This window comes from Bradyrhizobium sp. Unk1, from assembly GCF_059512345.1.
Genome location: NZ_JCAMOP010000001.1, coordinates 63,195 through 87,844 on the forward strand (window position 1 = coordinate 63,195; position 24,650 = coordinate 87,844).

Here is a 24,650-nt window from a genome sequence, read left to right on the forward strand (position 1 = left end):
TGGCACCGCGCGTCAGCTCTATGAGGTCGAAAACTCAGTCATCATTGCTCTCGCGAGCCTGAGATCCGCGGTCTCGAAACCTTCGGTGAATTGGCCGTACACGAAAGCCAGGGTTTGGTGTGCATCGGCGGGACGGCCCTGACTCGTCCTCAACCGTGCCAGGCTGATGGCCGCCCTCAGCTCCCAGAACAGCGCACCTTGCCCGCGCGCCACTTCGAACGCCTTGTCGAAGCACTGCTCGACGGCGATAGCCGAGCGACGCTCGCCGGGATGCCGGAGCAACTCGCCCTTGATGCGCCAGAGCTCGGCCGCGTACCACCGTTCATCCCTCGCCTCGCAGCGCGCAAGCGCCTCGTCCACGGTCGCGAGCCCCAGCGATACTTCGCCGACCTCTCCGAGACATGCCGCCAGCTCGCCGAGAGGAAGCAGGAAGCGCGGCAGGAAACGCGCCTCGCCCGCCAGCTCGAGCGCCTTGCGCAGCAACGTCAGTCCGGCGGCGACATCGCCACCTCGCGCCATCACCATGCCCCTGAAGGCGCGCGCCCACACGTTCCACAGACGGATCGGATGACGTTCGGTGTGCTCAAGCAGCATGGTGCAATAGCCTTCCGCAGCATCGAGATCGCCGGCCAGGAAAGCAATCGGACAGGCACCCTGGCCAAGCACGCTGCAGAAGGTCAGAGCGTGACCACTCGCACGGCCCTCCTCGACATTGCGCTCCACGACGCTGAGTGCCTGATCCGCCAACCCGAGAAGCCACAGGATGCGCGCCTGGAAATAGCGCGCCGAGGCTCGCAGATCGAACCTGAAACGGATCACCTGAGGCTTCGCCGCCAGATCGGAAAGGCGAGACAAGGTCCGCCCAATGTGATGATGCGCCAGCCGCTGGTCACCGAGGTAGTGCAGCGTGGTGGCAAGCAGCCGATCACCCATCATCCGGTCGACGGAATTGTTGGAATCGGCCACGATATCCGCGAAGCGGTGCGCGAATTCCAACGCCTTGCGGAACTCGCCGTTGTTGAATTGATCGATGCACAGCCCCCAAAGCGCACGCAACAGATAGTCGCTGTCGCCGAGCTGCTCGGCCAGCTGCAGGGTCGCAGCCCAGGCCGGACCGGCCTCCCGAGCCCTGCCGACGCCGTACATCAGTGACCAGCCAAGCGCGGCCGACAATTGCATGCGGAGCCGCAATGCGCCCGCGGCGCTGTCGTCGAGGCTGGCCAACGCCAGTTCGGTCCGCTCGCGGCACTCGGCGAGGAGCGACAATTGTACCCATAACGGAACGGCCCCTGCGGTCAGCGCCACTCCGATCTGCGCATCTCCGCCGGGCGAGAAAGCCCAATCGAGGCTGGATCGTACGTTGTCGATGTGCTGGCCATAGAAGCCGAGCCACTCCGCCTGCGGCTTCACTTCGCTGTCAGCTTCCGCATTCACAAAGAACCCGCAATAGTATCCGGCCTGGCGGCGCGCTATGCCGGGAAATTCGCCGTTGGCGTGAAGCTTTTCCAGCGCGTAGGCGCGCGTGGTGTCCAGCAGGCGATAGTACGGGCGCTCGCCGCGAATATCCGCAAGGACGAGCGACTTTGCCACCAGGTTGGCAAGCTCCGCGGTGACATCGCCCATCCCTTCGCTCGCGACCGCGATCACGGCATCGAGCAGAAATTCTCCGGCAAACACGCCGAGCCGCCGCAGGACTCGCGCCTCGGCGTCCGGCAGTAGATCGTAGCTCCAGTCGAGCGTCGCGCGAAGCGTTTGCTGCCGGGGCAACGCGGTACGCCGGCCGGTCGTCAGAAATTTGAACCGGTCGTCGAGAAGTGCCGCGATCTTCGGCGGACTGAGCATCACGGCGCGTGCCGCCGCGAACTCGATCGCGAGCGGAATGCCATCCAGCCGGCGGCAGATGGCTGCGACGGCATCGAGGTTCTCTTCGTCGAGCGCGAAGCTGGAGCCCAGCGCTTTCGCTCTGGTCGTGAACAATTCCACCGCCGTGTAGGCCGATGCGGCATCAGATCCGAGCCGGACTTCGGGCGGCACACCCAGGGGCGGAACGCGATAGACCTGTTCGCCATCAATGCGTAGCGCTTCGCGACTTGTCGCCAGGATGGTCGTTCCGGAGCAGTGGCTGACGATCGTCTCGGCAAGTTGGGCCACGGTATCAACGACATGCTCGCAATTGTCGAGAATGAGCAACAACGGCCTGGCACCAATCGCGCGCGCGATGGAATCCGGGGTGATCTCCTCCCCTTCGAGCTTGATACCGAGCATACTGGCGACGGCCGAGCACACGAGCTTGGGATCGGGCAGCGAGGCCAATTCGACCAGCAACCGGTCGGCCGCAAAACCGGCTGGCAGCGTCCTGGCGGCTTGTAGTGCAAGTGCTGTCTTGCCAATCCCGCCAGGCCCGACGAGGCTCACGACGCGATAAGCCGACAGAAGGTCCCACAAACGCGCGAGCGCGGTGGTGCGGCCGATGAGAACGAATGATGCATTGGGAATGTTGGTCGACGGCAGTGGCTGGGGTGCGGCAGATTGTAGCGGGGCATCCATCTGCCGGGTCCGCCATGAACCCAGCAGGCGATAGCCCCGGCCGACCGTTGTCGCCAGCATGTCACGATCCGAACCAAAGGCCTTCCGGATCGCCGCGATATGGACCCGAAGTGCACTCTCCTCGACGAAGACGCCGCGCCAGACACGCTCCGTCAGGTCATTCTTGGTGACCAGCCCGCCTTCGGCCTGAGCCAATTCCGCAAGGATCTCAAAGGCACGACCGCCCAGAGGAACGGACTCTCCCATCGAGCGCAGTTCGCGTCTGGCAAGATCGATCTCCCATTCAGCGCAGGCGTAGACGGGGCGCTGGCTTGGCTCGGCCATCATCGGCATAGCCCCAGGCAGTTGCTTGATCTTGCGCCCAGCGTATCACCAACGCTTTCAAAATACACAACGTGTCCGGCGACCAAGGCCGCCAGACATTCGCCGCAAATATCGCAATGCTCGCGCGTCAGCAGCCGCGACAGATGGATCCTTCCAGCATTTTCTCGACCCGTGCGTCCTCCTTGTCGATGGTCGCATCCGAGCCGAGCAGCGGTCCCTTCGTCGGATGACCAACCCCCTCCGATGACGGGAGCGCGGTGCCGAGCGAGTTCGTTCCCGGCGCAGCAGCGCTGGTACCGAGCGCGCCGCCGCTCTCCATCGACATGTGGGATCCCATGCCGCCGCCGCGGGCAGATGCAACGCCCGAGAGCGCAAGGCTGGCGACGACGCAGAGACACCAGAGCAGTCTCATGGCTCACACTCCTCATGTTGTATGACCTGCACCTAGAACTGGACCTCGCACACGATTCAACCATGCACGATCGCGCGAGCAACTATGACAATTGTGACAAAGTTCGGCTTCGAGGACGCATCAGACCTTGGTAACCGCGCGCCCTGCCTGATATTCCCGTCATCTTCTCGCAGGAGTGATGCACTGCAAGCGGGGTTTTCCGGCCGGACTGCCTATATAGCCCGGTATAGAAAGCAATTCCGGAAACGCCACCAGCCGAGCAGCGACCATCGCCAAGCGACTCTCCGCACATCACAAGCAATGGAGAATCGCTATGAGTGCATTCAAAACCCTGATCGCCGCAGTGCTGCTCTCAACGGCAACGATATCGTCCGCCTCCGCGGCCTGGTCCTATGCCGATCAGGAGCCCGCCGCATTTGCATCAATGTATCCCAACCGCGACGTGCTGAATGGCGGCGCATTGACGCCGGCAGGACGAATGGGTCTCGAGCGGTCCGGTGGCGCGGCTCCGGTGTTCGGAGCGGGCCAGATCTACAACCGCCACGGGCATCGGTGAGCGGCGGCAACACGCAAAGGCGAATTGCCGCGTAACCATGCCTGTCCGTGCCCCCGCTCGGAGTGCGACCGCGCCATGCGGCGCACGCCGCGGGTCCGGAGCCTCGATAGATATCATCGGCCCCGAACGTTTGTTCGCCACGACGGCGTAGAAGGCCCCCCAGGTCGGGCGCCGGTGACGGGCCAATCCTACGCACACCATTGTAAAACTTCACAGTTCTTCAGCTTCTGTAATCCGGCTCGCGGCGGGTCCCGCGCTACACTCCGGCTATCGACTGTTGGACGAGCAGGCCCTCCATTGGCGCTATACCGCCGCCCGGCAGGCACGATGACCAGCAGCGCCATGGAGGCATCGCTTGATCACCAGTGGAATTGGCCATTTGAGTCCGGGCATTGCGAGGCGTCTGCGAACACTAGCGGTCGTCACCGTCATATTTGCAGCCGGCGCAGCCAGCGCCTCTGCGCAACAGCGATACGATCCCGGCGCGAGCGACACCGAGATCAGGATCGGCAACATCATGCCCTATAGCGGCCCGGCATCGGCTTACGGCATCATCGGCAGGACGATGAGTGCGTATTTTCGCATGGTCAACGACAACGGCGGCATCAACGGCCGGACAATCGAGTTCATCTCCTACGACGATGCCTACAACCCGTCCAAGGCGGTCGAGCAGGCACGACGGCTCGTCGAGGACGACGAAGTGCTCGCGATCTTCGCCCCCTTCGGTACCGCGAGCAACGCCGCCATTCAAAGGTACATGAACAATCGCCACGTGCCGCAATTGTTCGCCATATCGGGAGCATCTCGCTGGGCTGATCCCGTCCACTTTCCGTGGACGATCGGCTGGCTACCGAGCTACCGAACCGAGGCACGCATCTACGCAGACTATATCCTGACACATCACCCCGGCGCCAGGATCGGCATCCTCTACCAGAACGACGACTTCGGACGCGATTATCTGGCCGGCCTGAAGGACGTGCTGCAAGACAGGTACGCGCAAATGGTGGTTGCGAGCCTGCCATATGAAATCAGCGAGCCGACAATCGACTCGCAGATCGTGGCGATCAAGGCGGCCGCCCCCGACATTTTCATCAATGTCGCCACGCCAAAATTCGCGGCTCAGGCGATCAGGAAGCTCGCCGAGCTGGACTGGCATCCCGTCCACATCATGACGAACGTCTCGGTTTCGGTCGGCTCGGTGCTGACGCTCGCAGGACTGGACAACGCGAAGGGAGTTCTGAGTGCGGGTTACCAGATGGACGTGACCGACCCGCAGTGGGACTCATACCCGGGCATGCAGCATTTTCGCGCGTTCATGGCGAAATACTATCCGGACGCAGATAGATCCGAAAGCGGCCCGCTGGTGGCATTCAATATGTCGAGCGCGCTCGTTGAGGTGCTGAGGCGCTGTGGCGACGATCTCACGCGCGAGAGGATCATGCAGGTGGCGACGGACCTCGACATCGAGGGTGCGGCCTATATTCCCGGCGTCCGGGTCAAGACATCGCCGACGGATTTTCACCCGATCGAGCATCTCCAAATGATGCGCTTCACCGGCGAGAAGTGGGAATGGTTCGGTCCGCTCATGAATGGCCATGCGGACCAGATAACGCTTTCGCCCGGCTAGCGAGCGACCGCGTTCGAGATAACGCACGGCCGACGACTTCGTGCAAAGGCGAAAATGATCGTTCAATTGATACTGCTCATCCGACACATGCGTACACATGTCTGGCAGGCGAGCCGAGGCGTTCCCGGCGTCGCTTTGTCAAGGAGACGTGCAATGACTACACTGAAGCTCTTGTCGGCCGGACTGATGGTTGCGGCCATGATCGCCTCCCCCGCGATGGCTCGTGAAGGCAACAACCAGGCGCGTCGGACCGATGCCGACGCCTATGCGTCGGTTCAGCGCGTTCCGGTGACGTCCAAGCGCAACTGTGTTCGCGCTCCCGACGTCGGTGCGTACGCGAGCGACCCCTGGCGTCGGCCTCCGTGCGAGCCCAAGTCGGGCTATTGAGCACCCCAACCGGGGCGAGCCCCCTTACCGCGAGGCAATCGTCAGCGCTGACTTGAAGAAGTTCATCTCGGCGTTTGGCTTCCGTCTCACGGACGTGACTGGAGGAGGAATGGCGGCCCTATGAAGCCCCGTTCTTCCGACCGGCCATCGCTATCCGTCAACCCACATATTTATCGGATGCGATGCCAGCTCCATCGCGGGCTGCACCAACTTCGTCGTTGCAGTCTCCGCCCCCATGGGGCCGCTCGCGGCGATGGCATCAAAGATCGACCCCGGCCGCAGCGGCATCTCGCCATCGACTTGGCGTGTCACCTGCGAAGCGCCTGAACGTCGTCGTGAAGTGGGCCTGGCTCTGAAAACCCACTGTGAGCGCGACCTCAACAATCGGCATCTCGCAATCCAGCAACAAGTCCTTGGAGCGCTGTATGCGGTGCCGCAAGATATATTCGTGCGGCCTGCAACCCGTCGCGGCGCGGAATTGGGCGGCGAAATGCATCCGGCTCAGGCCGGCGGCCGCGGCAAGATCCGCCAGCACGATTTTCTTGCGGAAGTGAGTCTCGATATAGTCGAGCACCCGCTTGAGCCGCCACCTCTGCAATCCCTGGACCGGCCTTTCAGAACTGCATTGGCCGACGCGGGCTCGCTCGTCGAACTTCGGCTGCGCCTCGGACCGCAAGGCAAGAAGCCGGGCAATGACGGCAAATCGCAGGGCGTCGACACAAAGAGCGCTATCGGTGGCCTTCAATCGCTCCACCGCGACGAGCGCTTCGGACAGGCGCTGAACCACCGGATCATCGTCGTTACAAATGGGCGCCGTTGTCACAGAGTTGGGTGTCGTGTCGCGCGCCGGATTACACGGGGATATGCTGGAGCTGCGCCGTGGCCGCCCTTCGATCGCAATGACCAGACCGAGCCGCTCGAAGGCAATCGTCGTTGCATCAAGGGGGGACAGATCGTCCCTGCCCGAAACGATGGCGGGGGCGATGACCTTCGGAAGCGGCGCAATCGACGCCATTGTGATGGCCGAGCGGAAATCTGTTTCGTCCGCGGCGACGGTCGCCTGGGTGTAGCCATGCTTCGGTTGTCGTGACGATATTGGCTGAGACATGATCTTACTCTGGCAAGGATAATCCAAACGATGACGCCCCATTCCGGCGAAGCGCATCGATCGAAGAGTAAGGTAGCAAGGTATGGCCCGATCGCGAGTTAAGAGGCGCAAAATCAGGAAACTTCAGGCTCTCCTTCGCCGACATGCCGACACCGTCGAAGCGATACGTCGTGCCATCGTTTCAACCGAGATGCCGCGCGACATCCTGCAAGTCGCGATGTGAACAGGTGTTGCTTCGACCGATCGATAACGAAGAGACCAAGCAGGCTGCCGAGCTTCTGAACCGTCGCGACGCGAAATCCCCTGCCCTGTGCTGCTGTCGGGATGTGCTGCACGCTCCTTCCGGCCCGCTCTCCCATTTTGGCACTCCCATTCGTCCTCACGAACTCGTGTAGCAGGCAACGAGCGTTTCCGACGCATGCATCGAGCCATGGCGAACAGCCGCCTACTGAGAAGGTCGTCTTGACACCCCAACGGCCTCCCCTGTAGGACACCTGGGCATACTGACGCTTTCAGAATCTTGCAGGGGCGGTGATCTTTGGGGGTCTCGTCACTCTCCTAGATTGCGGCAGTGAAGCTGATTCACGGACCCCCCTTATGTCGCCTTCGCCCGCTGTACGAACCTACTCTTTCGGTAACTGGCTCATCGATTGCCAGCGGAGAGAGCTGAGGTGCGACAACATCACGGTGCCGATCGGAAGCCGCGCATTCGAGATTCTCGAGAAACTGGCGGGTTGCGCCGGTCATTTGGTGACCAAGGATGATTTGATCGGAAGTGTCTGGTCAGGCCTGGCCGTCGAGGACAACACGCTCCAGGTCCATATCTCCGCCGTCCGCAAGGCGCTGGGCAAAGATCGCGATCTCCTCAAGACGATCTCGGGCCGTGGATATACCCTCGCCGGGACCTGGCGAAGCGGTCATTTGGATCAGCCCGCGGCGACAACGGTATCCGTCCCGGCCATCGAATCCTTTTCGAATAACCTGCCGAACACGCGCGCTCCTCTTATCGGGCGCGAGGATTGCGTGAGCGAAATTGCCGAACTGATGTTCGCATATCGGGCCGTGACTTTGGTCGGCCCGGGAGGCATCGGGAAAACAAAGCTAGCCATCGAACTTGCGCGCCGGGCCGCATCCTCATTCGATGGTTCGGTGGCGCTGGTCGAGCTCGCGACCTTGCATGATCCGGCACTTGCGACATCGACCACCGCCCGTGCGCTCAAGCTGGCCTTGAGTGACAAGGAGTTTTCGGCCGCCTGCATCGCCCAGGCCATCGGGTCACGGCGTCTGCTTCTCATCTTGGACAATTGCGAGCATGTCATCGACATCGCTGCACAGATCGCGAGTGCTGCACTTCGCTATTGTCCCAATGTCACTATTCTTTCGACCAGTCGGGAAGGCCTCCGCATCGATGGCGAATACGTCGCGGCGATCCCGCCGCTGTCGGTTCCGGACTCTGGTTTGCGCGATCCCGGTTTGCTGTTGCAGGCAAGCGCCGTGCAGCTCTTCGTCACTCGCACACGGGCGCTCCGCGCGAACTTCGCTCCGGGCGCGGACGATCTGCTGAAAGTGGCTGCCATCTGTCGCCGGCTCGACGGAATTCCGCTTGCGCTGGAATTTGCCGCGGCTCAGGCCGCGAATCTTGGGGTAGACACCGTCTTGCTTCGCCTGGACAGGCGAATGGAGTTGCTGAGCGGCGGCCGCAGGGACCAGCTGCCGCGGCACCAGACCCTGCGAGCAACGCTGGACTGGAGCTACGATCTGTTGTCGCCCGACGAGCAAAGGCTGTTGTGCTGGCTCGCGGTGTTTCCGGCAGGTTTCACTCTCGATGCGGCCATTGCAATGATGGACGACGCGTTGTCCCGGTCGGACGTCATCGAAACACTGTTCAATCTGGTCGGAAAATCGCTGGTCTCGCTCGATCCCTCCTTCGAAGGGCGGTGGCGTCTGCTTGAGACCACCCGCGCTTACGCCCTGGAGAAGCTGGCAGAAGCAGGGCTGTGCGAGCAGGCCAGCAGACGGCATGCGGGCTTTCTCAGGCAGCTCATCATGCCACTTGGCGATGCCTCCCCCGCCTCCGACGATCTCACCCGCCTTGCCCAGGAAATTGGAAACGTGCATGCGGCGCTCGACTGGGCCTTCGCCCCCGGCGGCGATGCCGCGCTCGGCGTAGAGCTAACGGCCGGCTTTGTGCCGGTGTGGATGCAACTGCTGTCCTTCATGGAATGCTCGACCCGGATCGAGCACGCTCTCGCCCATCTCGACGGAAAGCTGACCTGCAATCCAAGGCTCAAGGCGCAGCTCTATGTCGCGCTGGGGTTCGCGCTTCTCAATACGACTGGCTCGGCGGATCGCATGAAAGCGGCCCTGAACATCGGCCTTGCGCTCGGCGAAGAGCTGTCCGATCTCGAGCTTCAGCTCAAGGCTGTTTGGACGCTGTGGAGCTATAATCTCAACTCGGGCCAATACGACGCGGCCAAGAGTGTCGGAGAGCGATATCTGGAGATCGCCCTTCGCACGGGAAACCCCGCCAACGAGACGGTAGGCCGCCGCCTGATCGGCGCCGCCACCCATTTTTACGGCGCGCAGGAGGAAGCTCGACGCGAACTGACCCTGTCCCTGGACCACTCGGCTCACGGATTGAAGGACGGCACGAACCAGATGTGGTTCCTGCTCAACCAGAGCGTCCTGGCAAAGGCCATGTTAGCCCGCGTGCTGCTGCTCCAGGGAAAGATCGCCCAGAGCAGATCCCTGGCCGCGGAATGCCTCGAGGAGGCGCAGCGGGAGAAGGACAAGCTCGCTATCGCTTACGCGCTGCGGAACGCCGTGTGCCCCATTGCGCTGATGACGCATGATGTCGCCACTGCCGATCAGGCGATAGCGTCTCTCCTCGAGCTCGTCACGCGCGAGGGAATAGCTTTCTGGACGAGCTGGACGTCCTGCCTGAAGGGGCAGTTGCTCGTCCTGCAAGGCAGACATCACGATGGAATAGAGCTGCTGCGCAGCGGACTGAAAGCGCGGGCCGAGAACGGTTGGCTGATGCGCAATCCCGAATTTCTCGGATCGCTCGCCGAAGGACTGTTCGCGGTCGGCGAGACTGCGCAAGCCCTGGCCGCCGTGGAAGAAGCCCTGACTATCTCCCGGCAAGGCCAGCAATTGTGGTGCCTTGCTGATCTGCTGCGGATCAAGGGCGAGATCCTGCTTGCCGATGGATCGTCAGATCAGTCCCGCTCGGAAGTCCTGTTCTCCGAGGGCCTGTTCGTTGCCAGAGAGCAGCAATGCCGCTTCTACGAGCTGAAAGTCGCGGCAGCCTGGGCAAGGATCATGGCGGCGTCGGACCGCCAGCAGACCGCGCTCGATCTGGTCGGTCCGGTCAGCGCTCTGTTCGATCGGGAGGTCGATCTTCCCGCGCTCGCCTTTGCGCGCGGTCTCGCTGCAAGTCCGGGCATCTCGATTTCGACCTGCGGCGACGACGGGCCCGCGTCCTGCACCTGCCACTAGGTTGCTGATCTTTCGACCGGGACGACATGTCCTGCAGCGCTGGACCAGCCCTCACACTCAATCCTCCGGATCCTACCAGATGAGCATCTCCCGACGACAGGTCTTAGGCGGTGTTGGCGCGTCGGTGTTTTCGCCCGGCATCATCCGCGCCCAGGGCACGAGACCGATCAGGATCGGCGAGATCAACTCCTATAGCAGCGCGCCCGCGTTTACCCTGCCCTATCGTCGCGGCTGGCAGTTGGCGGTCGAACAGCTGAATGCGAGCGGGGGCCTCCTCGGGCGAGAGCTGCAGGTCATCAGCCGGGACGACGAAGGCAAGCCGAGCGTCGCGCTGCGTGCCGCCGAAGAACTGGTGCGGCGGAATGACGTCGATCTTTTGGCCGGCGCATATCTGTCGAATGTCGGACTGGCGATCAGCGACTTCGCCCGGCAAAACCGGATCCTCTTCGTGGCAAGCGAACCGCTCACCGACGCTCTCGTTTGGGAGCAAGGACATCGATATTGTTACCGGCTCCGCCCCTCGACATACATGCTGGCAGCCATGCTGGTGGAGGAGGTAGCTCAATTGAAGGCGACGCGGTGGGCGACGATCGCCCCGAACTACGAATACGGGCAGTCGGCCGTAAGATGGTTCACGCAGCTTCTCAGCCGCCGCCGTCCCGACGTCGAGTTCATCAACAGTCAGTGGCCGCCGCTGGGCGCCATTGATGCCGGCGTGGTCGTCAACGCTCTCGCGCAGCAGAAACCCGAAGCGATCCTCAACGTCACCTTCGGACCCGATCTCGCCAGATTTGTCCGGCAAGGCAATGACCGCGGCCTGTTCGAAGGGCGACACGTCGTATCGTTCACGACCGGCGAACCCGAATACCTTCTTCCCCTCGGGCAGGACGCGCCGGAAGGATGGATCGTGACCGGCTATCCGGTGACCGAGGTTTTGGATCATGCCAACCGCGCCTTCGTGTCGGCCTATTCCGCGCGATATGGCGAGGCTCCCACGATGGGGTCCGTGGTCGGTCACGCCTTGATCAGCTCCATCGTGGCACCGATTGCGAAGCTTGGGAAATTCGATACCGAGGCGATGGCCGACGGCTTTGGCAACGTCGGCTTCGAAACGCCGTTCGGCCGGGCGATTTGGCGTTCCATCGACCATCAGAGCACCATGGGGACCTTCGTCGGCCGCACCGCTGTACGGGGCAACAAGGGCGTGATGGTGGACTGGAAATACCGGGACGGTGGAACGATGCTGCCGCCCGACGCCGAAGTCTTGAAGCTACGCCCGGCAACGTGAAGCGCCGGTACGGCCAAGGCTACGCGAGCCGACGTGTCGTCGCCCGATCCGCACGCGGTGCGGCGGGAGTCCTGTAGCGGCGCCGCCTCAGCATCCCGGCGGCAAGATCGGCGACACTCCCGGCGTTGGCGCCGCGCCTGAGGCGTTGGCCGGCAACACGGTCGCAGGCGCTGCGAGGTTCATCGAGACGCCTTCCGCGCAGGCCGTGCTGTTCGGGCTCGGCATGACGGCGGCGTTTGGATCGATGCCCGTGCCGCCAGCGGCGCTGGTGTCCGCCACGATCGTGCCGGGCGCGAGACTGGACGACACTTGCGGGATCGAGAGCGGCAGGGTCGCAGCGCTCGCCGCGAGGCCTCCCGGCGTCGAGCTGCATGCGACCGTCGTCCCCGTTCCCGCCGGTGCCGCTGCGGGAATTGTTCCGGTGGTGCTGGCGGTTTGCCCTGTGACCGGCAATAGCGGAGCGCCGATGCCTGACGCTGACGAGCCGATGCTCGATACGATCGGGGTCGCCGGCACCGGCATCGGAGACGTCAATGGGGTGGCGCAGACGACGACCGTGCCCGGCGTCGTCGGATCCGAGGCGAGCGGAACAGGCGCCAGCGTCGTGTCGGGAGCGCCAGGCTCGGTCGTTGCGGAAAACGGACCCGGACTATTGAGCGGCGAAGTGACGATCGCCCCCGGTACGGTTGGAAGGCCCATCGCCGTAGTGCCCATCGTTGAGACCTGCGCCTCACTCGAGGAACAGCCCAACAGCAGGACGATCATTGTTGCGAGCACGGCCCGGATCATGCCTGTGCTCCTAACTGACTTCGACCTTGCGAATGGTGACCTTGCTGCCCTCCGCCAGGTTCACCGCCGGATTGAGCACGACCTGATCGCCGGGCTGGAGGCCCTCGCGCACTTCAACCGTGGTGCCGAAGTCCCTTGCGATCGCGACGTGCTGCAGATGAACGGTGCCATTCCGCACGACCGCGACATGAAGACCGTTCTGATCGAAGACGAGCGCATCGGACGAGACTGTCATCGACGGCGTCTTGCGCGGGATCGACAGCTCGACCGTGCAGTAGATACCGGGACTTAAGGCACCGTCCGGATTGGGCACGTCGATCTCGGTCAGCAGAGTCCGGCTTCCCGGCTGCAATGCGCTTGCGATACGTGTGACTTTCCCCGGAAACGTCCGCCCCGGAATCTCGGGGACGCGAATATCCGCGTCGACGCCCGGCGCGACTCCGAAGGCCTCGTCCTGCGGCACGAAGACCTGGGTTCGGATCACGTTGGAATGCATCAGCGTGAACATGAAGGTCGACCCGGCCTGCACCAAGCTGCCATTGTCCACGTTGCGCTGTGTGATCACGCCGTCGAACGGCGCCACCACGCGCTGATAGGCCTTCTCCTGCTGGAGGACTCGAATCTGGGCTTCCTGCGCTGTGATGTTCGACTGGGCGACGCCCACGGCCGCCTGCTGTGCACGCAGGGTGAGACGATCGTTGTCCCCCTGCTGTGCCGTCAGCCAACCTTGCTTGACCAGATTGCTGTCCCGCGCGTTGGTGACGTCGGCAAGCTCCCGGCTCGCTTGCGCCTGCTGCAAGGCGGCCTGGTTTTGGGCCAACGTCGCCTGGGCCTGGGCGATCTGCTGGTCGAGCTCCGGAGCGGTGATTTCCGCGAGAAGATCGCCTTTCTTGACGCGATCGCCGATATCCACATAGCGCTTTTCGATATAGCCGCTGGTCCGCGCGAAGATATTCGCTGCCTCGAACGCGGTCGTCGTCGCCGGCAAGGTAACCTTCATCAGGTCCCCGCTGGGCCGGACCGCCGCCACCCGCACTTCCGGAATGGCGGTTCTCACCTGCTCCGCCACTGCAGCGACCTCACGCGCCGCCTGATAGTGCCGCCAGCCGCCAATGCCGAGACCGCCCGCGAGCAGCAGAAGCATCCCTCCTCCGAGCAGCGCGCCGCCGTAACGGCGTCCGGATGGCGCGCCCTTGCCGGGGAGCTCGACGATCCGGCGGCTCTCCGCGTCGGGCGGGTCCCTTGCCTCGTCGTCATTGGTCCGCACACGAACGTCGCTCATTCCGGTTGCTCCTCGAATACGCCGTGGTGAGGCTTGCCATCGTTACCTTTGCGCAGCATGGCAAAGAGGTACGGCACGATCAGCAATGTCGTCGGGGTCGCGAACAGCAGTCCGCCGATCACCGCGCGCGCGAGCGCGGCGTTCTGCTCCTCGCCCGGACCTCCGAGCGCCATCGGGATCATGCCCACGATCATCGCGGCGGCAGTCATCAGGACCGGACGGATCCTGGTGCGGCCCGCGCTCAGCGCTGCCTGGAACGCGGAATGTCCTTTCAATTGCTCATCACGCGCGAACGTTACGAGCAGGATGGAATTCGCGGAGGCAACGCCGACCGCCATGATCGCTCCCATCAGCGAGGGCACGTTCAGCGTCGTTCCGGTGATGAACAGCATCGTCACGATGCCGCACAAGGTAGCCGGCAGCGCCATGATGACGACGAAGGGATCGCCGAAGTTCTGGTAGTTCACGACCATCAGCAGGTAGACCAGGATGGCGGCAAACAGCAGGCCGAGTCCGAGATTGCGGAACGACTGATTCATGCTCTGGATCTGTCCCAGGACCTGGATCGAATTGCCCGGCTGGAGCTGCTTCTGGAGTGTGGACGTGACCTTGTCGATATCGGCCGCGACGCCGCCGAGATCGCGGCCCTGGACGCTTGCATAGACGTCAAACACCGGCTGGACGTTGGCCTGGTTCGAATTGGTGGGGACGCTCCCCCGCTTGAACGTCGCGACATTGCTGAGGAGGCCGGGCACCGTCTGCCCGCTCGCGGCAACCGAGGCCGACACCGGCGTGTTTCCCAGTGCGTTCAGCGAATTGGCCCTGTATTCGGGCGTCTGCACCGCCAGGTAATACGGGATGCCCGACGTCGGATCGGTCCAGAAGTTCGGCGAGACCTGAGCCGACGAGCTGAGGCTGACATTGATATTGGTCGCCACCGTGCTGGCGTTGAGCCCCAGCTGCGCGGCCCGCGTGCGGTCGATGTCGGCATAGAACGCGGGAGCATCGACCTCCTGCTGCAGATGCGCATCGACGACACCGGGAATTGCCGCGAGAGACTTCTGCAGCTCCTTGGCCACGGACAGATTGTTGGCGCCGTAGCCAACCGTGCGGACATCGATCTGCGCCGGAAGGCCGAAGTTCAGGATCTGCGTCACGATATCGGCCGCCTGGAAATAGAACGTGTCCTCCGGGAATGCCGCCGGCAGCACCTGGCGCAGCTTCCTGACGTAGTCCGCGGTCGGCTTGTGTCCGTCCTTGAGCGACACGAGAATGGTGCCGTCGTTCACGCCGATCGTCGAGCCGTCGGTGAATGCGAGATTATAGGGACGCGCCGGAAGCCCGATATTGTCGACGATCAGCGCCCGGTCCCGCTCCGGAATCACTCGGCGGATCTTGTCTTCGACCGCCTGGAAGATCGCTTCCGTCTTCTCGATGCGGGTGCCCGCGGGCGCGCGAACGTGGAGCTGGATCTGGCCTCCGTCGATCAGGGGATAGAAGTCCCTGCCGACATAGACGAACATGGTGGCGCCGAGCGCCAGCACCAGCACCGCGACGACCGGCACGACGACGCGATGTCGAAGCAACGTCAACAGCAAATCGGAATAGCCGTTGCGCAGGCGTTCGAATCCGCGCTCGAACATCGCAGAGGCGCGGCCGAAGATGCCCGACCGGCTTCCGCCCTCGCCATGGCGCCGTTCGCCCTTCAGCAGCAGGCCAATGGTGATCGGCGTCAGCGTTCGCGACAACGCATACGACGCCAGCATCGCGAACACCACCGCCAGACCCAGCGGGGTGAAGAGGTATTTGGCCGGCCCTTCCAGAAATACGACCGAGGTGAACACACAGCTGATGGCGAGCGTGGAGACGAGCGTCGGCACCGCGATTTCAGCCGCCCCGTGCAGTGTCGCATCAGCCAACGGCAGGCCTTCCTCGGTCCAGAGCCGGTGCGTGTTCTCGATCGTCACCGTCGAATCGTCGACCAGGATGCCGACCGCGAGTGCAAGCCCGCCGAGCGTCATCGTGTTCAAGGTCTCGCCGAGACAATACAGCACGACCAGCGAAGACAGCATCGCCAGCGGGATCGAGATCAAGACGACCAATGTCGATCGCCACGATCCCAGAAACAGCAGGATCATCAGCGCCGTGAGGCCGGCCGCGATCGCGCCCTCGCGCAGCACGCCATCGACCGAATGGGTGACGAAAACCGACTGGTCGAACAGCTCGTTGATCTTCAGCCCTGCAGGAGCCGACGCGCGAATCGAACTCAAGGCTTTCTTCACCCCATTGACGACAGCGAGCGTCGAGGCATTTCCGTTCTTGATCACGCTGAGCAGGACGGCGCGATGACCGTCCTCGCGCACGATGTTCTGCTGGACCTGGGAGCCGTCCCGGACCTGGGCCACGTCCTTCAGGAAGATCGTGGCCCCGTTCACGAACTTGACCGGGATCATGTTGAGATCCTTGATCGAGGCCGGCGTGGCGTTGGTTCGAACGGTGTACTGGGTGTTACCGATTTTCGCCGTGCCGGTGGGCAGGGTCAGATTCTGGGTGTTCACCGCATTGACGATGTCGAGCGGCGTCAATCCGCGCGACAGGAGCTTGTTCGGATCGATGTCGACCATGATCTGGCGGTACTTGCCGCCGGCAGGCGTGGGCAACGTCACGCCCGGAACAGGCGCCAATTGCTGCCGGATACGATAGATACCGAAATCGTATAATTGCTGCTCGTTCAGACTATTGGACTCGAGGCTGAGCTGCAGCACCGGTACGCTCGATGCATTGAACTGCACGATGATCGGCGGCTGAATGCCCGGCGGCATCAGGGCGCGGATGGCGTTGGTTGCCGAGACGATCTGCGAGATCGCGAGGTCGAGATTGACGTCCGGCTGGAAGTAGATCTTCTGAACCGACAGGCCGTTGAGGGTTTGCGCCTCGATGTTCTTGATACCGCTGACATTGGCGCTGATCGAATACTGGCTGTAGGTGCTGACGCGCTGCTCCATCTCAGGCGTCGACAGGCCGGTGTAGCTCCACACCACTGTGACGACGGGAATGCGGATCTCCGGAAAAATGTCCGTCGGCATCGACCAGATCGCGATGCCGCCGAGGAACAGGATCAGCGCTGCAAGCACATAGAACGTGTGCGGAAACCGCAGCGCGAAGCGAACAATTCCCATGGTGGTTCTGCCTGAAGCAAGTTGCGCGGGATCATTGAACAGATGAGGACGGGCGGGCATCCGTTCAAATGAAAACGAATTCAGATGCTCCGCGGCAGGACAGACATCATTCGTACCGGCATCACCGCTTCTCGATCGCTCATGGAGCGGTGAGCTCCCGCGGCCGTGAGCCCGGGACGCCGTCGGGGCGCTTGCGCGCCGCATCCTGCACGGCAAGAATTGCGGCTCGCCTGACCTTGGCAAAGGCGCGGATCTCGATCTGCCGAACCCGCTCGCTGGAGATCGAAAGCTCAAATCCGAGTTGGTCCAGCGTAACCGGGCATTCCGCCAGCCGCCTCGCCTCCAGAATATGACGCTCGCGCGCCGTGAGCATGCCCAGCGCAACGCGCAAGGCGTTGGTACGGCGCTCTGTCTGCTCATGATCGGCAAGCACCGTCTCCGCGTCGATCGCCTGATCGACCAGCAACGCTTCCCATTCGGTTCCTTGCTCGTCGTCGCCAACGCGCGCGTTCAGCGACATGTCACCGTTCAGGCGGGAATCCATCTCGATCACCTCACGCGCCGTGACGTCGAGCCTTTCTGCAATCGTCTCGGCGACATCGGGCGTGAGCGCCGCCATAGCGCCGCCCGCGGCTTTCCTCATCTCGCTGCGGAGCCTGAAGAACAACTTCTTCTGTGCTGCCGTCGTGCCGATCCTGACCAGAGACCAGGAGCGCAGGATGTATTCGTGAACCGAGGCCTTGATCCACCAAACCGCATAGGTGGAGAACCGCGCACCCCGGCCGGGTTCGAAGCGTGACGCCGCGATGACGAGGCCGAGATTTGCCTCCGCAATCACGTCCGCCAAGGGCAGACCGTACCCCTTGTAGCCGCGCGCCACTTTGGCTGCGAGCCGGAGATGGCTCGTGACGAGCGCGTTCACGGCACCGCGGTCCCGCGTCTCCTGCCAGCGGCGTGCAAGCTGCTGCTCGTGACCGGGCTCAAGCAGTTCATAGCGCTTGATGGCCGCGGAATAGGCGCTGAGGAAAGGGGGCGATGGGGCTCCGGCCGCTACGGCCACAGCACTATTCCTCGCGACTTCGTGGCGGATCTGCATCTGTCACTCCCACATACGAAACCGGCGAGCGGACTCTAGAAAGCCTCCGAAGGAGGAGGCCACTGAATTGAGCGTAACAAACCTGAATTCGCCTTCAGACATTCGGCATGTCCTGGCATCGAGAACATCGCGCATCATGAGCGGCATCACATCTGGTTGACGGTTGCGAGAGTTGGGGTGCGGGACCGGCATGCGGCGGCTTTCCTCGCCCTCCCGGTCCAGGCAAGGATCTCGATCCGCCCGCCAGGAGCCGGACCGATGATCAATCGAAAGCCATGCAGCTTGACGATGGCAGCCACCAGGCTCAGTCCCAGCCCAACCCCCGGCGTGTTGCGCATCTTGTCGGAGCGATAGAATCGCCGCAGCACCGCTTCGCGCTCCTGCGTGCTGATGCCGGGTCCGGTGTCACTTACGCGCACGAGCGCCGTGTCGTCTTCCGACACCAGTTCGAGCCTCACCTGGCCGCCGGGCGGCGTGAACTTGACGGCATTGTCCACGAGATTGGCCATCGCTTCGAACAACAGGTCCCGATCGCCCCACACCTGCACATTGCGATCGATGACGACGCCAAGCCCGATACCCTTGTCTTCGGCAATGGGCTCGTAGACATCGCACACCTCGCGCAGGATCTCGTCGAGCGCAACGTTACCGAAGCCGGCGGTGCGGCGGCTGTTCTCGATCTCGGTGAGGCGCAGCAAGGCGGTGACGATCGCGAGCGACTGATCGATTCCGGCCATTGCCTTGTCCGTGACCTCCTGGAGTTGCTCCAGGGTGGTCGCATGCGTTCGGCCGCGCTCCAGCGCCAGGCGTGCGCGCGTGAGCGGCGTCCTGAGGTCATGGGCGATATCGTTGCCGACACCGGCCAGCGCGTTGATCATGGTCTCCATCTCGGCGAGCATGCCGTTGACGATCCTGGCCAGTCGCGCGAACGGATCGTCGGAATTGTCCTCCGGAAGCCGCTCGCGCAACTCCCCGGCCACGATCCGCTGCACCCGCTGGTTCACCTCTTCCACGCGTCTCTGGGCGCGAACGCTCAGCCACGCACCGGCCAGCAGACAGAGGCAGAACGCCGGCAGCAGGCCAAGCGCGAGCGCCTGCCCAACGACACTGGAGATTTCGCGCGTCTCATCGACGTTCCGTCCCATCACCAGGACGTCGCCGTTCTCAAGACGCCTGCCCACGACCCTGATGACCGGTCCGTGGACCGCCGATTTCTCAATGAGGTCGAGCCGCACACCCTGCGCCGCTCCGCCGAGATCGAGCGCGCGCGGCAAGCTGTCGATGTTGCCGGCAAGCCGGGTGCCTGCACCATTGAAAAGTCCAGCGTACTGCACACCTCTGGAATCCTGCTCGAGGTGATCGGAGATCGCTCCGATGCGGCGCGCCGACGGTAAATCGGCGATGAAGTTGATCCGGGTCGTGATCATGCGGTCGGATCGTGCGATCAGATAGTCGTCGAGCTTCCAATAGGTGAACGCGAACAGCCCGACCACGAACAGCGCAAATGCGGCCGCCACCGCCAGGGCCCAGAGGAACGTGTTCGAACGGATGAACTGAATCTGGCGCATCGAACCGGCACTCGATATTCGTCCGAGATGTGCTCCGCGAGCCCCTGGGTTTCGCGTGTCTATGCGCGCGAACGCAGAATGAAGCCGGAGCCGCGAACATTGTGAATGAGCTGCGTATCGCCGGGACCGTCCACCTTGTGGCGCAGCCGGCCCATATGCACGTCGATCAGATTCGTCGTTGCCGGAACGAACTTGTAGTTCCAGACCTCTTCGAGCAGCATCGCGCGCGTGAGCAACTGATCGCTCCGGCGCATCATGTATTCGAGCAGGCGGAACTCACGCGGCAACAGGTCGATCTCGCGTTCGTCCCGTCGCGCGGTCCGCTCGATCAGGTCGAGTTCCAGCGGCCCGACATGCAACGTGGTCTCGCGGCTGTCCATCGGACGGCGCAGCAATGCCTCTATGCGCGCGACGAGCTCGATGATCGCGAACGGCTTGGTGAGATAGTCGTCTCCCCCCATACGCAGTCCGCGTACCCGATCGTCCACGGCGCCGAGCGCACTCAGAACCAGAACCGGCGTCCCGACCCGATCCTTGCGCAGGGCCTCGATGACGGTCAGTCCGTCCATTCCGGGCAGCATGCGATCGACGATCATGGCATCCGGACACGCCGCGCGCGCCCGATCGAGACCGTCGACGCCGTCAGGGGCCCATTGGACCTCGAAACCGCGATCGGCGAGTTCGGCGACGATCACCTCGGCGGTTTCGGCATCATCTTCGATCAGAAGAATCCGCGTCATCATCCTGCTCCCACGTTCTGCGAGGCGTTTCGGCCTGCGGCGGAGGAGCACGGGCTCGGCGGTCCGGGGCGTCATGTTCAATGCCCGCCCGCTCTGAACGCGCGGCGCCGCGCCAGCCTGCCATAGGCCACTCGTTGTCTGACGAGATAGTCCTGCGGAGAATGGGGCACCACTAAATAGCGATTCAGGAAGCGCGCCGTGCCCGTCGCCAACAGGGCCAGCGCGATGGCCATACGCCTCGCTGTCGTCGTGATCATCTTCCGCCTCCATTCTGAACTGCGCTTTCATGAACATATGCCTGTGATGCGCTCCCTGTTACTCTCAAGGCAACGGATGTTGCGCATTCGCACGATCGTGCTTGCAACGCCGCGCCGGCTCACAGGCCGTTGAGATCCGGTGAGCAATTCGTGCATTTGGACAACGCCCGACCGTCCATACTTTGATGGGGAGCCGCTTGGTCGGCCTGATGTCATCAAGGAGAAGCCGAATGACCACTCTCAAACTCTTGTCGACGGGATTGATTGCAGCCGCCGTGCTCGGGGGACCCGTCATGGCTCGCGAGCACCATGCCGTCATGCGACAGCCCGCGATGACAACCGATACGGTCGCATCGGGTGCGCCCTTCTATCAGCAGGGAGGCCGCGTCTGCGTTCCCGCGCCGCGCGTCGGCGCTTTCGCGACGGCGCCGTGGACCGGCAACAACGTGCCTTGCGAGCCCGGCACGGGCAGCTTCTGATCGCCGCATTTCCTTGGCCGGCCGGGCGCCTCGGTCGGCCGCTCCTCATCGAACGACGGGGGCGGGCTTGAACGTTCAGCCCGCCCCTTCTGTGGGCCGCGGCCCCCGCGGCAGGATCACCTTCCCTACCGGCGCGCCTCGTTCCTGAAGTCGAATTTAGTGGGATTGCCGCGCATCGCTCCTACCTCTCATTTCATCACGAGCCTTGTCATCAGGAGCTTTGGCGACGGCACGACGCGGAAGCGGACTGCATGGATGACCAGGCAGATCGACACGAAAGGAGTGTCCCATGAAACGAGCAATCATGATTTTGGCAACCGCGGCGCTTGCCTCGACCCTGGCCATCGGCGTAGCGGAGGCGCATGGCGGTGGCGGCGGGGGCCACGGTGGTGGCTTTGGCGGTGGCGGCCACGCCGGTTTTGGCGGTGGTGGCTTTGGCGGCGGACACATGGGCTTCGGCGGCGGCGCGCATTTCGGCGGCATGGCGCATGAGGGAGGCTTTGGCGGCGAACATCTCGGATTCGGCGGTCGTGCCGGCGGCATCGGCCTGCGCCAGCATGCGTTTCACCGCTTTGGTCACTATCGATCCGGATACGGATTCTACGGCGCCTATCCAGATTGCTACGATTGGTACGAGTTGCACCCCGACCAGCCGTTGCCGCTGAGCTGCAGCTAGTCTGCACACACAGCGCTCCGCCGTCGGTCCAGACCTACCGCGGAGGTTGCGGCGCCGGCCCGCTCACGACTGACTTGGCCGAGCCTGGCTCGGCCATTTTGCGATGCTGCTTCGCCAATAAGCGCTAGGAGGGGCGGAAGCCCGGAGGCATCGTTCGCCAGACTTTGTCTTTGAGGCAATACGCACGGACGCCCTCGGGAATATCTTCGGCGGCGCCGCCCTCATATTGCTCGTAAAGGAGCGCCGGGAACAGCCTCCCCTTGATGACTTTAATCATATCACCGCGTCGAATGTCCGCGCCGGCCGTTCCCGTCAGAACCGACATGATCCCTCGCCAAGCGCACGTAGGATGCCAAACGAGCTCGTCGACCGGACGGGCTTGTCTGAAGCTATCTCGAAGCGGAACGGTCTTCCAATAACCCGAAAGGACTACTCCCTGATCGGGCCGTCCTTGCGGCCGGATGCCGGAGGCGCCGCGAGGATCCGGCTACGGAGCGCGCGCAGGCGGTTGGTTTTGAGCAACAGCGGCCCCGCCAACGCGGTTACAATATAGCGGGGCCGCCTGCCCTACGGACGTCGGTGTTTAACCTGGGTCCGAAGGCTGCCGTATTCTACGCCGAGCGGCCGAGAACGAGGACTGGTCGAAAGAGGCACCCATTCGGAGCGTCCAGACCGGCATTCTGATTCAGATAGCCCCTCTTTCTGAAGCGGAAGGGCAGCGGAAGTGGCGCGACCGGACCATCTATTCGACCGTCACCGACTTCGCGAGATTCCGCGGCTGGTCTACGTCGGTCCCCATAATCGCGGCACTGTGATAGGCAAGGAGCTGCAGCGGCACCGCGAGAGCCAGCGGCGCCACGATCTGGGGCATATCCGGCAACGCCAGGATCGAGCAACCACTGGATGCGGCGAGTGAAGCACCTTTCTGGTCGGTCAACAGGATGATGCGCCCCCCACGGGCGATCACCTCCTGCATGTTCGACATGGTCTTCTCGAACGTTGCGTCGCACGGTGCAATGACGATGACCGGCAGGCCCTTGTCGATCAGCGCGATCGGTCCATGTTTGAGCTCACCGGCCGCATAGCCCTCTGCGTGAATGTAAGTGACCTCCTTGAGCTTGAGGGCTCCCTCCAATGCCAACGGATAATTGGTGCCCCGGCCTATGAACAGAGCGTCTCTGGCCCTGGCGATCTCGCGCGCGAGCTCATGGACTTTCGGCTCCAGTTCGAGTGCGCGGGCCATACAGCTTGGAATCTCGGCAAGGGATCGGACGAGCGAGCGCTCGTCTTCGGCCGAGAGCACCCCGCGACGGCGACCGGCCGCGATCGCAATGCAGAGCAAGGTTGCCAGCTGACAGGTGAACGCCTTCGTGGATGCAACCCCAATTTCCGGACCGGCCAATGTGGGCATCACGATGTGGCTCGAACGAGCCATCGTCGAGGTTTGCACATTGACGACCGCGAGAACGCGCTGGCCGTGGGTCTTGGCGAACTCCAACGAGGCGAGCGTGTCGGCCGTTTCGCCGGATTGCGACACGAAAATCGCCAGATTGCCCGCGCCAAACGGAACGTCGCGATAGCGGAACTCCGATGCAATATCGATCTCGACCGAGAGCTTGGCGTAGCGCTCGAACCAGTACCTCGCAATCAGACCGGCGTAGAAGGCGGTGCCGCAAGCTACAATCGAGACGCGATCGACTGTCGCGAAGTCCACATCCACGCCCGCCGGCAGCCTGATTGTCCCGTTGGGCGCGATGTATTGTGCAAGCGTCTGCCCGACCACGTCCGGCTGTTCGTGAATCTCCTTTGCCATGAAGTGGCGATGCTCGCCCTTGTGAACAATCACGGCCGCGCCGGCAATTTTGGCCGACGCACGGCGCAGACGCGCGCCGTTCACGTCGATAAACTCGATCTGCTCCCGGGTCACGACGGCGAGATCGCCGTCCTCGAGATAGGCGACAATGTCGGTCAGAGGTGCGAGCGCCATCGCATCCGAACCCAGAAACATCTCGCCGCACCCGTAGCCGACGGCAAGCGGCGAGCCCTTTCGGGCACCGATCAGGAGATTGTCGTGCCCCTCGAACAGGAAGGCGAGCGCGAACGTTCCGTTCAAGCGCGGGAGCACCTTACGCACCGCTGCGACCGGTTCGCATCCGTTCTTCCGCTCGCGGCTGACGAGATGCGCAACCACCTCGGAGTCGGTTTCGGTCGTAAAGTGCGCGCCGGCCGCTTTGAGATCATTGCGCAACTCTCGATGGTTTTCGATGATCCCATTGTGCACGATCGCCACGCCGTCAACCATGTGAGGATGCGCATTCGTCTCATCGGGACGGCCGTGCGTTGCCCAGCGCGTGTGACCAATTCCAATCCGCCCGGCAAGCGGCTCCGAGTCGAGCCTATTCTTGAGGTTTGCGAGCTTTCCGACCGCGCGACGTCGCGTCAGCGAACCGTCCTCGAGAGTGGCAATACCGGCCGAGTCATATCCCCGATATTCAAGCCGCTTCAGCGCATCCAAAAGGAGAGCAGAGGCTGGGCCTCGCCCGACGACACCAACAATTCCGCACATGGCCTCTCTCCGAGCATCTACCAACGGCCCCACGAAGCGCAACCGCGATCGGGGGCAACCTCCTTAATGCGACGGCAGCGGCTTGGCGCCCTCACCTTTGGCCTGCCCTGCTACGCATGCTTCAGCGAGACGCTCAAGCTAGCCGCCTCCCGGCCGCCCGCGCGCCTGTCGAATATCGTCGACAACATTGGCGAGTAGTATCGTGGGACGTCAATTCTAACACACGCAGCCGCCGATTGTATGATGATGACGGAGTAGACCTCTTGCCCCT

Annotated in this window: 18 protein-coding genes; 7 read left to right on the plus strand and 11 right to left on the minus strand. The window is 63.0% G+C overall.

Translation table 11 applies throughout. The annotated features are described in order from the left end of the window. Positions 1–18: 18 nt before the first annotated feature. Complete coding sequence (locus AC5ZFO_RS00290) at positions 19–2,874, minus strand: ATP-binding protein (RefSeq protein WP_282518465.1); 2,856 nt, start codon at positions 2,872–2,874, stop codon at positions 19–21. 124 nt (positions 2,875–2,998) lie between these two features. Further along, the gene (locus AC5ZFO_RS00295) at positions 2,999–3,283 is read right to left on the minus strand and encodes a hypothetical protein (RefSeq protein ID WP_282518466.1); all 285 of its coding nucleotides are present in this window, start codon (positions 3,281–3,283) and stop codon (positions 2,999–3,001) included. A gap of 313 nt (positions 3,284–3,596) precedes the next feature. On the opposite strand from AC5ZFO_RS00295, the gene AC5ZFO_RS00300 reads away from it, so the two are divergent. The 3 genes from AC5ZFO_RS00300 to AC5ZFO_RS00310 all read left to right on the plus strand — a co-directional run bounded on the left by AC5ZFO_RS00300 (position 3,597) and on the right by AC5ZFO_RS00310 (position 5,853). Further along, positions 3,597–3,839 carry a hypothetical protein gene (locus AC5ZFO_RS00300; protein WP_282518467.1) on the plus strand — a complete coding sequence of 81 codons (243 nt, stop codon included), beginning with the start codon at positions 3,597–3,599 and terminating at the stop codon, positions 3,837–3,839. Between the two features lie 355 nt (positions 3,840–4,194). Continuing rightward, complete coding sequence (locus AC5ZFO_RS00305; protein ID WP_282518468.1) at positions 4,195–5,466, plus strand: ABC transporter substrate-binding protein; 1,272 nt, start codon at positions 4,195–4,197, stop codon at positions 5,464–5,466. A gap of 153 nt (positions 5,467–5,619) precedes the next feature. Then, positions 5,620–5,853, plus strand: a complete 234-nt coding sequence (locus AC5ZFO_RS00310) for a hypothetical protein (RefSeq protein ID WP_282518469.1) — start codon at positions 5,620–5,622, stop codon at positions 5,851–5,853. A gap of 259 nt (positions 5,854–6,112) precedes the next feature. Here the strand turns inward: AC5ZFO_RS00310 and AC5ZFO_RS00315 are convergent, their stop codons facing one another. After that, positions 6,113–6,961 (minus strand): helix-turn-helix transcriptional regulator, encoded by an 849-nt coding sequence (locus AC5ZFO_RS00315; protein ID WP_496121003.1) that lies wholly within the window; start codon positions 6,959–6,961, stop codon positions 6,113–6,115. 597 nt (positions 6,962–7,558) lie between these two features. On the opposite strand from AC5ZFO_RS00315, the gene AC5ZFO_RS00320 reads away from it, so the two are divergent. After that, a complete protein-coding gene (locus tag AC5ZFO_RS00320; RefSeq protein WP_496121005.1) occupies positions 7,559–10,459 on the plus strand; it encodes an ATP-binding protein in 2,901 nt (966 codons plus the stop codon). Between the two features lie 79 nt (positions 10,460–10,538). Continuing rightward, positions 10,539–11,747 carry an ABC transporter substrate-binding protein gene (locus AC5ZFO_RS00325; RefSeq protein ID WP_282518472.1) on the plus strand — a complete coding sequence of 403 codons (1,209 nt, stop codon included), beginning with the start codon at positions 10,539–10,541 and terminating at the stop codon, positions 11,745–11,747. A gap of 87 nt (positions 11,748–11,834) precedes the next feature. On the opposite strand, the gene AC5ZFO_RS00330 is transcribed toward AC5ZFO_RS00325, so the two are convergent. From AC5ZFO_RS00330 to AC5ZFO_RS00355, 6 genes are all read right to left on the minus strand, one after another. Further along, positions 11,835–12,536, minus strand: a complete 702-nt coding sequence (locus AC5ZFO_RS00330) for a hypothetical protein (protein ID WP_282518473.1) — start codon at positions 12,534–12,536, stop codon at positions 11,835–11,837. Between the two features lie 10 nt (positions 12,537–12,546). Next, entirely contained in the window at positions 12,547–13,818 is a 1,272-nt protein-coding gene (locus tag AC5ZFO_RS00335) for an efflux RND transporter periplasmic adaptor subunit (RefSeq protein ID WP_282518474.1), read from the minus strand. After that, positions 13,815–16,997, minus strand: coding sequence for an efflux RND transporter permease subunit (locus AC5ZFO_RS00340; RefSeq protein WP_496121007.1), 3,183 nt, complete (start codon positions 16,995–16,997; stop codon positions 13,815–13,817). The genes AC5ZFO_RS00335 and AC5ZFO_RS00340 overlap by 4 nt, the downstream gene beginning before the upstream one ends. A gap of 139 nt (positions 16,998–17,136) precedes the next feature. After that, positions 17,137–18,093, minus strand: a complete 957-nt coding sequence (gene rpoH, locus AC5ZFO_RS00345) for an RNA polymerase sigma factor RpoH (protein ID WP_282518476.1) — start codon at positions 18,091–18,093, stop codon at positions 17,137–17,139. A 146-nt stretch (positions 18,094–18,239) separates the two neighbouring features. Next, complete coding sequence (locus AC5ZFO_RS00350) at positions 18,240–19,661, minus strand: sensor histidine kinase (protein ID WP_282518477.1); 1,422 nt, start codon at positions 19,659–19,661, stop codon at positions 18,240–18,242. A gap of 59 nt (positions 19,662–19,720) precedes the next feature. After that, positions 19,721–20,401, minus strand: a complete 681-nt coding sequence (locus AC5ZFO_RS00355; protein WP_014496376.1) for a response regulator transcription factor — start codon at positions 20,399–20,401, stop codon at positions 19,721–19,723. A gap of 487 nt (positions 20,402–20,888) precedes the next feature. Here AC5ZFO_RS00355 and AC5ZFO_RS00360 point away from each other — a divergent pair, with 487 nt between their 5' ends. Beyond that, positions 20,889–21,137 (plus strand): hypothetical protein, encoded by a 249-nt coding sequence (locus AC5ZFO_RS00360; RefSeq protein ID WP_282518479.1) that lies wholly within the window; start codon positions 20,889–20,891, stop codon positions 21,135–21,137. A 289-nt stretch (positions 21,138–21,426) separates the two neighbouring features. Beyond that, positions 21,427–21,813 carry a hypothetical protein gene (locus AC5ZFO_RS00365; protein WP_282518480.1) on the plus strand — a complete coding sequence of 129 codons (387 nt, stop codon included), beginning with the start codon at positions 21,427–21,429 and terminating at the stop codon, positions 21,811–21,813. Positions 21,814–21,937: 124 nt separating this feature from the next. Here the strand turns inward: AC5ZFO_RS00365 and AC5ZFO_RS00370 are convergent, their stop codons facing one another. Continuing rightward, positions 21,938–22,138, minus strand: a complete 201-nt coding sequence (locus AC5ZFO_RS00370; RefSeq protein WP_282518481.1) for a hypothetical protein — start codon at positions 22,136–22,138, stop codon at positions 21,938–21,940. Between the two features lie 417 nt (positions 22,139–22,555). After that, positions 22,556–24,379, minus strand: a complete 1,824-nt coding sequence (gene glmS, locus AC5ZFO_RS00375; RefSeq protein ID WP_282518952.1) for a glutamine--fructose-6-phosphate transaminase (isomerizing) — start codon at positions 24,377–24,379, stop codon at positions 22,556–22,558. Positions 24,380–24,650: the final 271 nt, after the last annotated feature.

What these genes read in the sequence shown, in the direction of transcription:
- AC5ZFO_RS00360 (WP_282518479.1), top strand. Translation starts at nt 20,889, where the DNA reads ATGACCACTCTCAAACTCTTGTCGACGGGATTGATTGCAGCCGCCGTG.
- AC5ZFO_RS00370 (WP_282518481.1), bottom strand. Translation starts at nt 22,138, where the DNA reads ATGTCGGTTCTGACGGGAACGGCCGGCGCGGACATTCGACGCGGTGAT.
- AC5ZFO_RS00310 (WP_282518469.1), top strand. Translation starts at nt 5,620, where the DNA reads ATGACTACACTGAAGCTCTTGTCGGCCGGACTGATGGTTGCGGCCATG.
- AC5ZFO_RS00300 (WP_282518467.1), top strand. Translation starts at nt 3,597, where the DNA reads ATGAGTGCATTCAAAACCCTGATCGCCGCAGTGCTGCTCTCAACGGCA.
- AC5ZFO_RS00325 (WP_282518472.1), top strand. Translation starts at nt 10,539, where the DNA reads ATGAGCATCTCCCGACGACAGGTCTTAGGCGGTGTTGGCGCGTCGGTG.
- rpoH (WP_282518476.1), bottom strand. Translation starts at nt 18,093, where the DNA reads ATGCAGATCCGCCACGAAGTCGCGAGGAATAGTGCTGTGGCCGTAGCG.
- AC5ZFO_RS00350 (WP_282518477.1), bottom strand. Translation starts at nt 19,661, where the DNA reads ATGCGCCAGATTCAGTTCATCCGTTCGAACACGTTCCTCTGGGCCCTG.
- AC5ZFO_RS00295 (WP_282518466.1), bottom strand. Translation starts at nt 3,283, where the DNA reads ATGAGACTGCTCTGGTGTCTCTGCGTCGTCGCCAGCCTTGCGCTCTCG.
- AC5ZFO_RS00335 (WP_282518474.1), bottom strand. Translation starts at nt 13,818, where the DNA reads ATGAGCGACGTTCGTGTGCGGACCAATGACGACGAGGCAAGGGACCCG.
- AC5ZFO_RS00290 (WP_282518465.1), bottom strand. Translation starts at nt 2,874, where the DNA reads ATGATGGCCGAGCCAAGCCAGCGCCCCGTCTACGCCTGCGCTGAATGG.
- AC5ZFO_RS00340 (WP_496121007.1), bottom strand. Translation starts at nt 16,997, where the DNA reads ATGGGAATTGTTCGCTTCGCGCTGCGGTTTCCGCACACGTTCTATGTG.
- AC5ZFO_RS00320 (WP_496121005.1), top strand. Translation starts at nt 7,559, where the DNA reads ATGTCGCCTTCGCCCGCTGTACGAACCTACTCTTTCGGTAACTGGCTC.
- glmS (WP_282518952.1), bottom strand. Translation starts at nt 24,379, where the DNA reads ATGTGCGGAATTGTTGGTGTCGTCGGGCGAGGCCCAGCCTCTGCTCTC.
- AC5ZFO_RS00315 (WP_496121003.1), bottom strand. Translation starts at nt 6,961, where the DNA reads ATGTCTCAGCCAATATCGTCACGACAACCGAAGCATGGCTACACCCAG.
- AC5ZFO_RS00330 (WP_282518473.1), bottom strand. Translation starts at nt 12,536, where the DNA reads ATGATCCGGGCCGTGCTCGCAACAATGATCGTCCTGCTGTTGGGCTGT.
- AC5ZFO_RS00365 (WP_282518480.1), top strand. Translation starts at nt 21,427, where the DNA reads ATGAAACGAGCAATCATGATTTTGGCAACCGCGGCGCTTGCCTCGACC.
- AC5ZFO_RS00355 (WP_014496376.1), bottom strand. Translation starts at nt 20,401, where the DNA reads ATGACGCGGATTCTTCTGATCGAAGATGATGCCGAAACCGCCGAGGTG.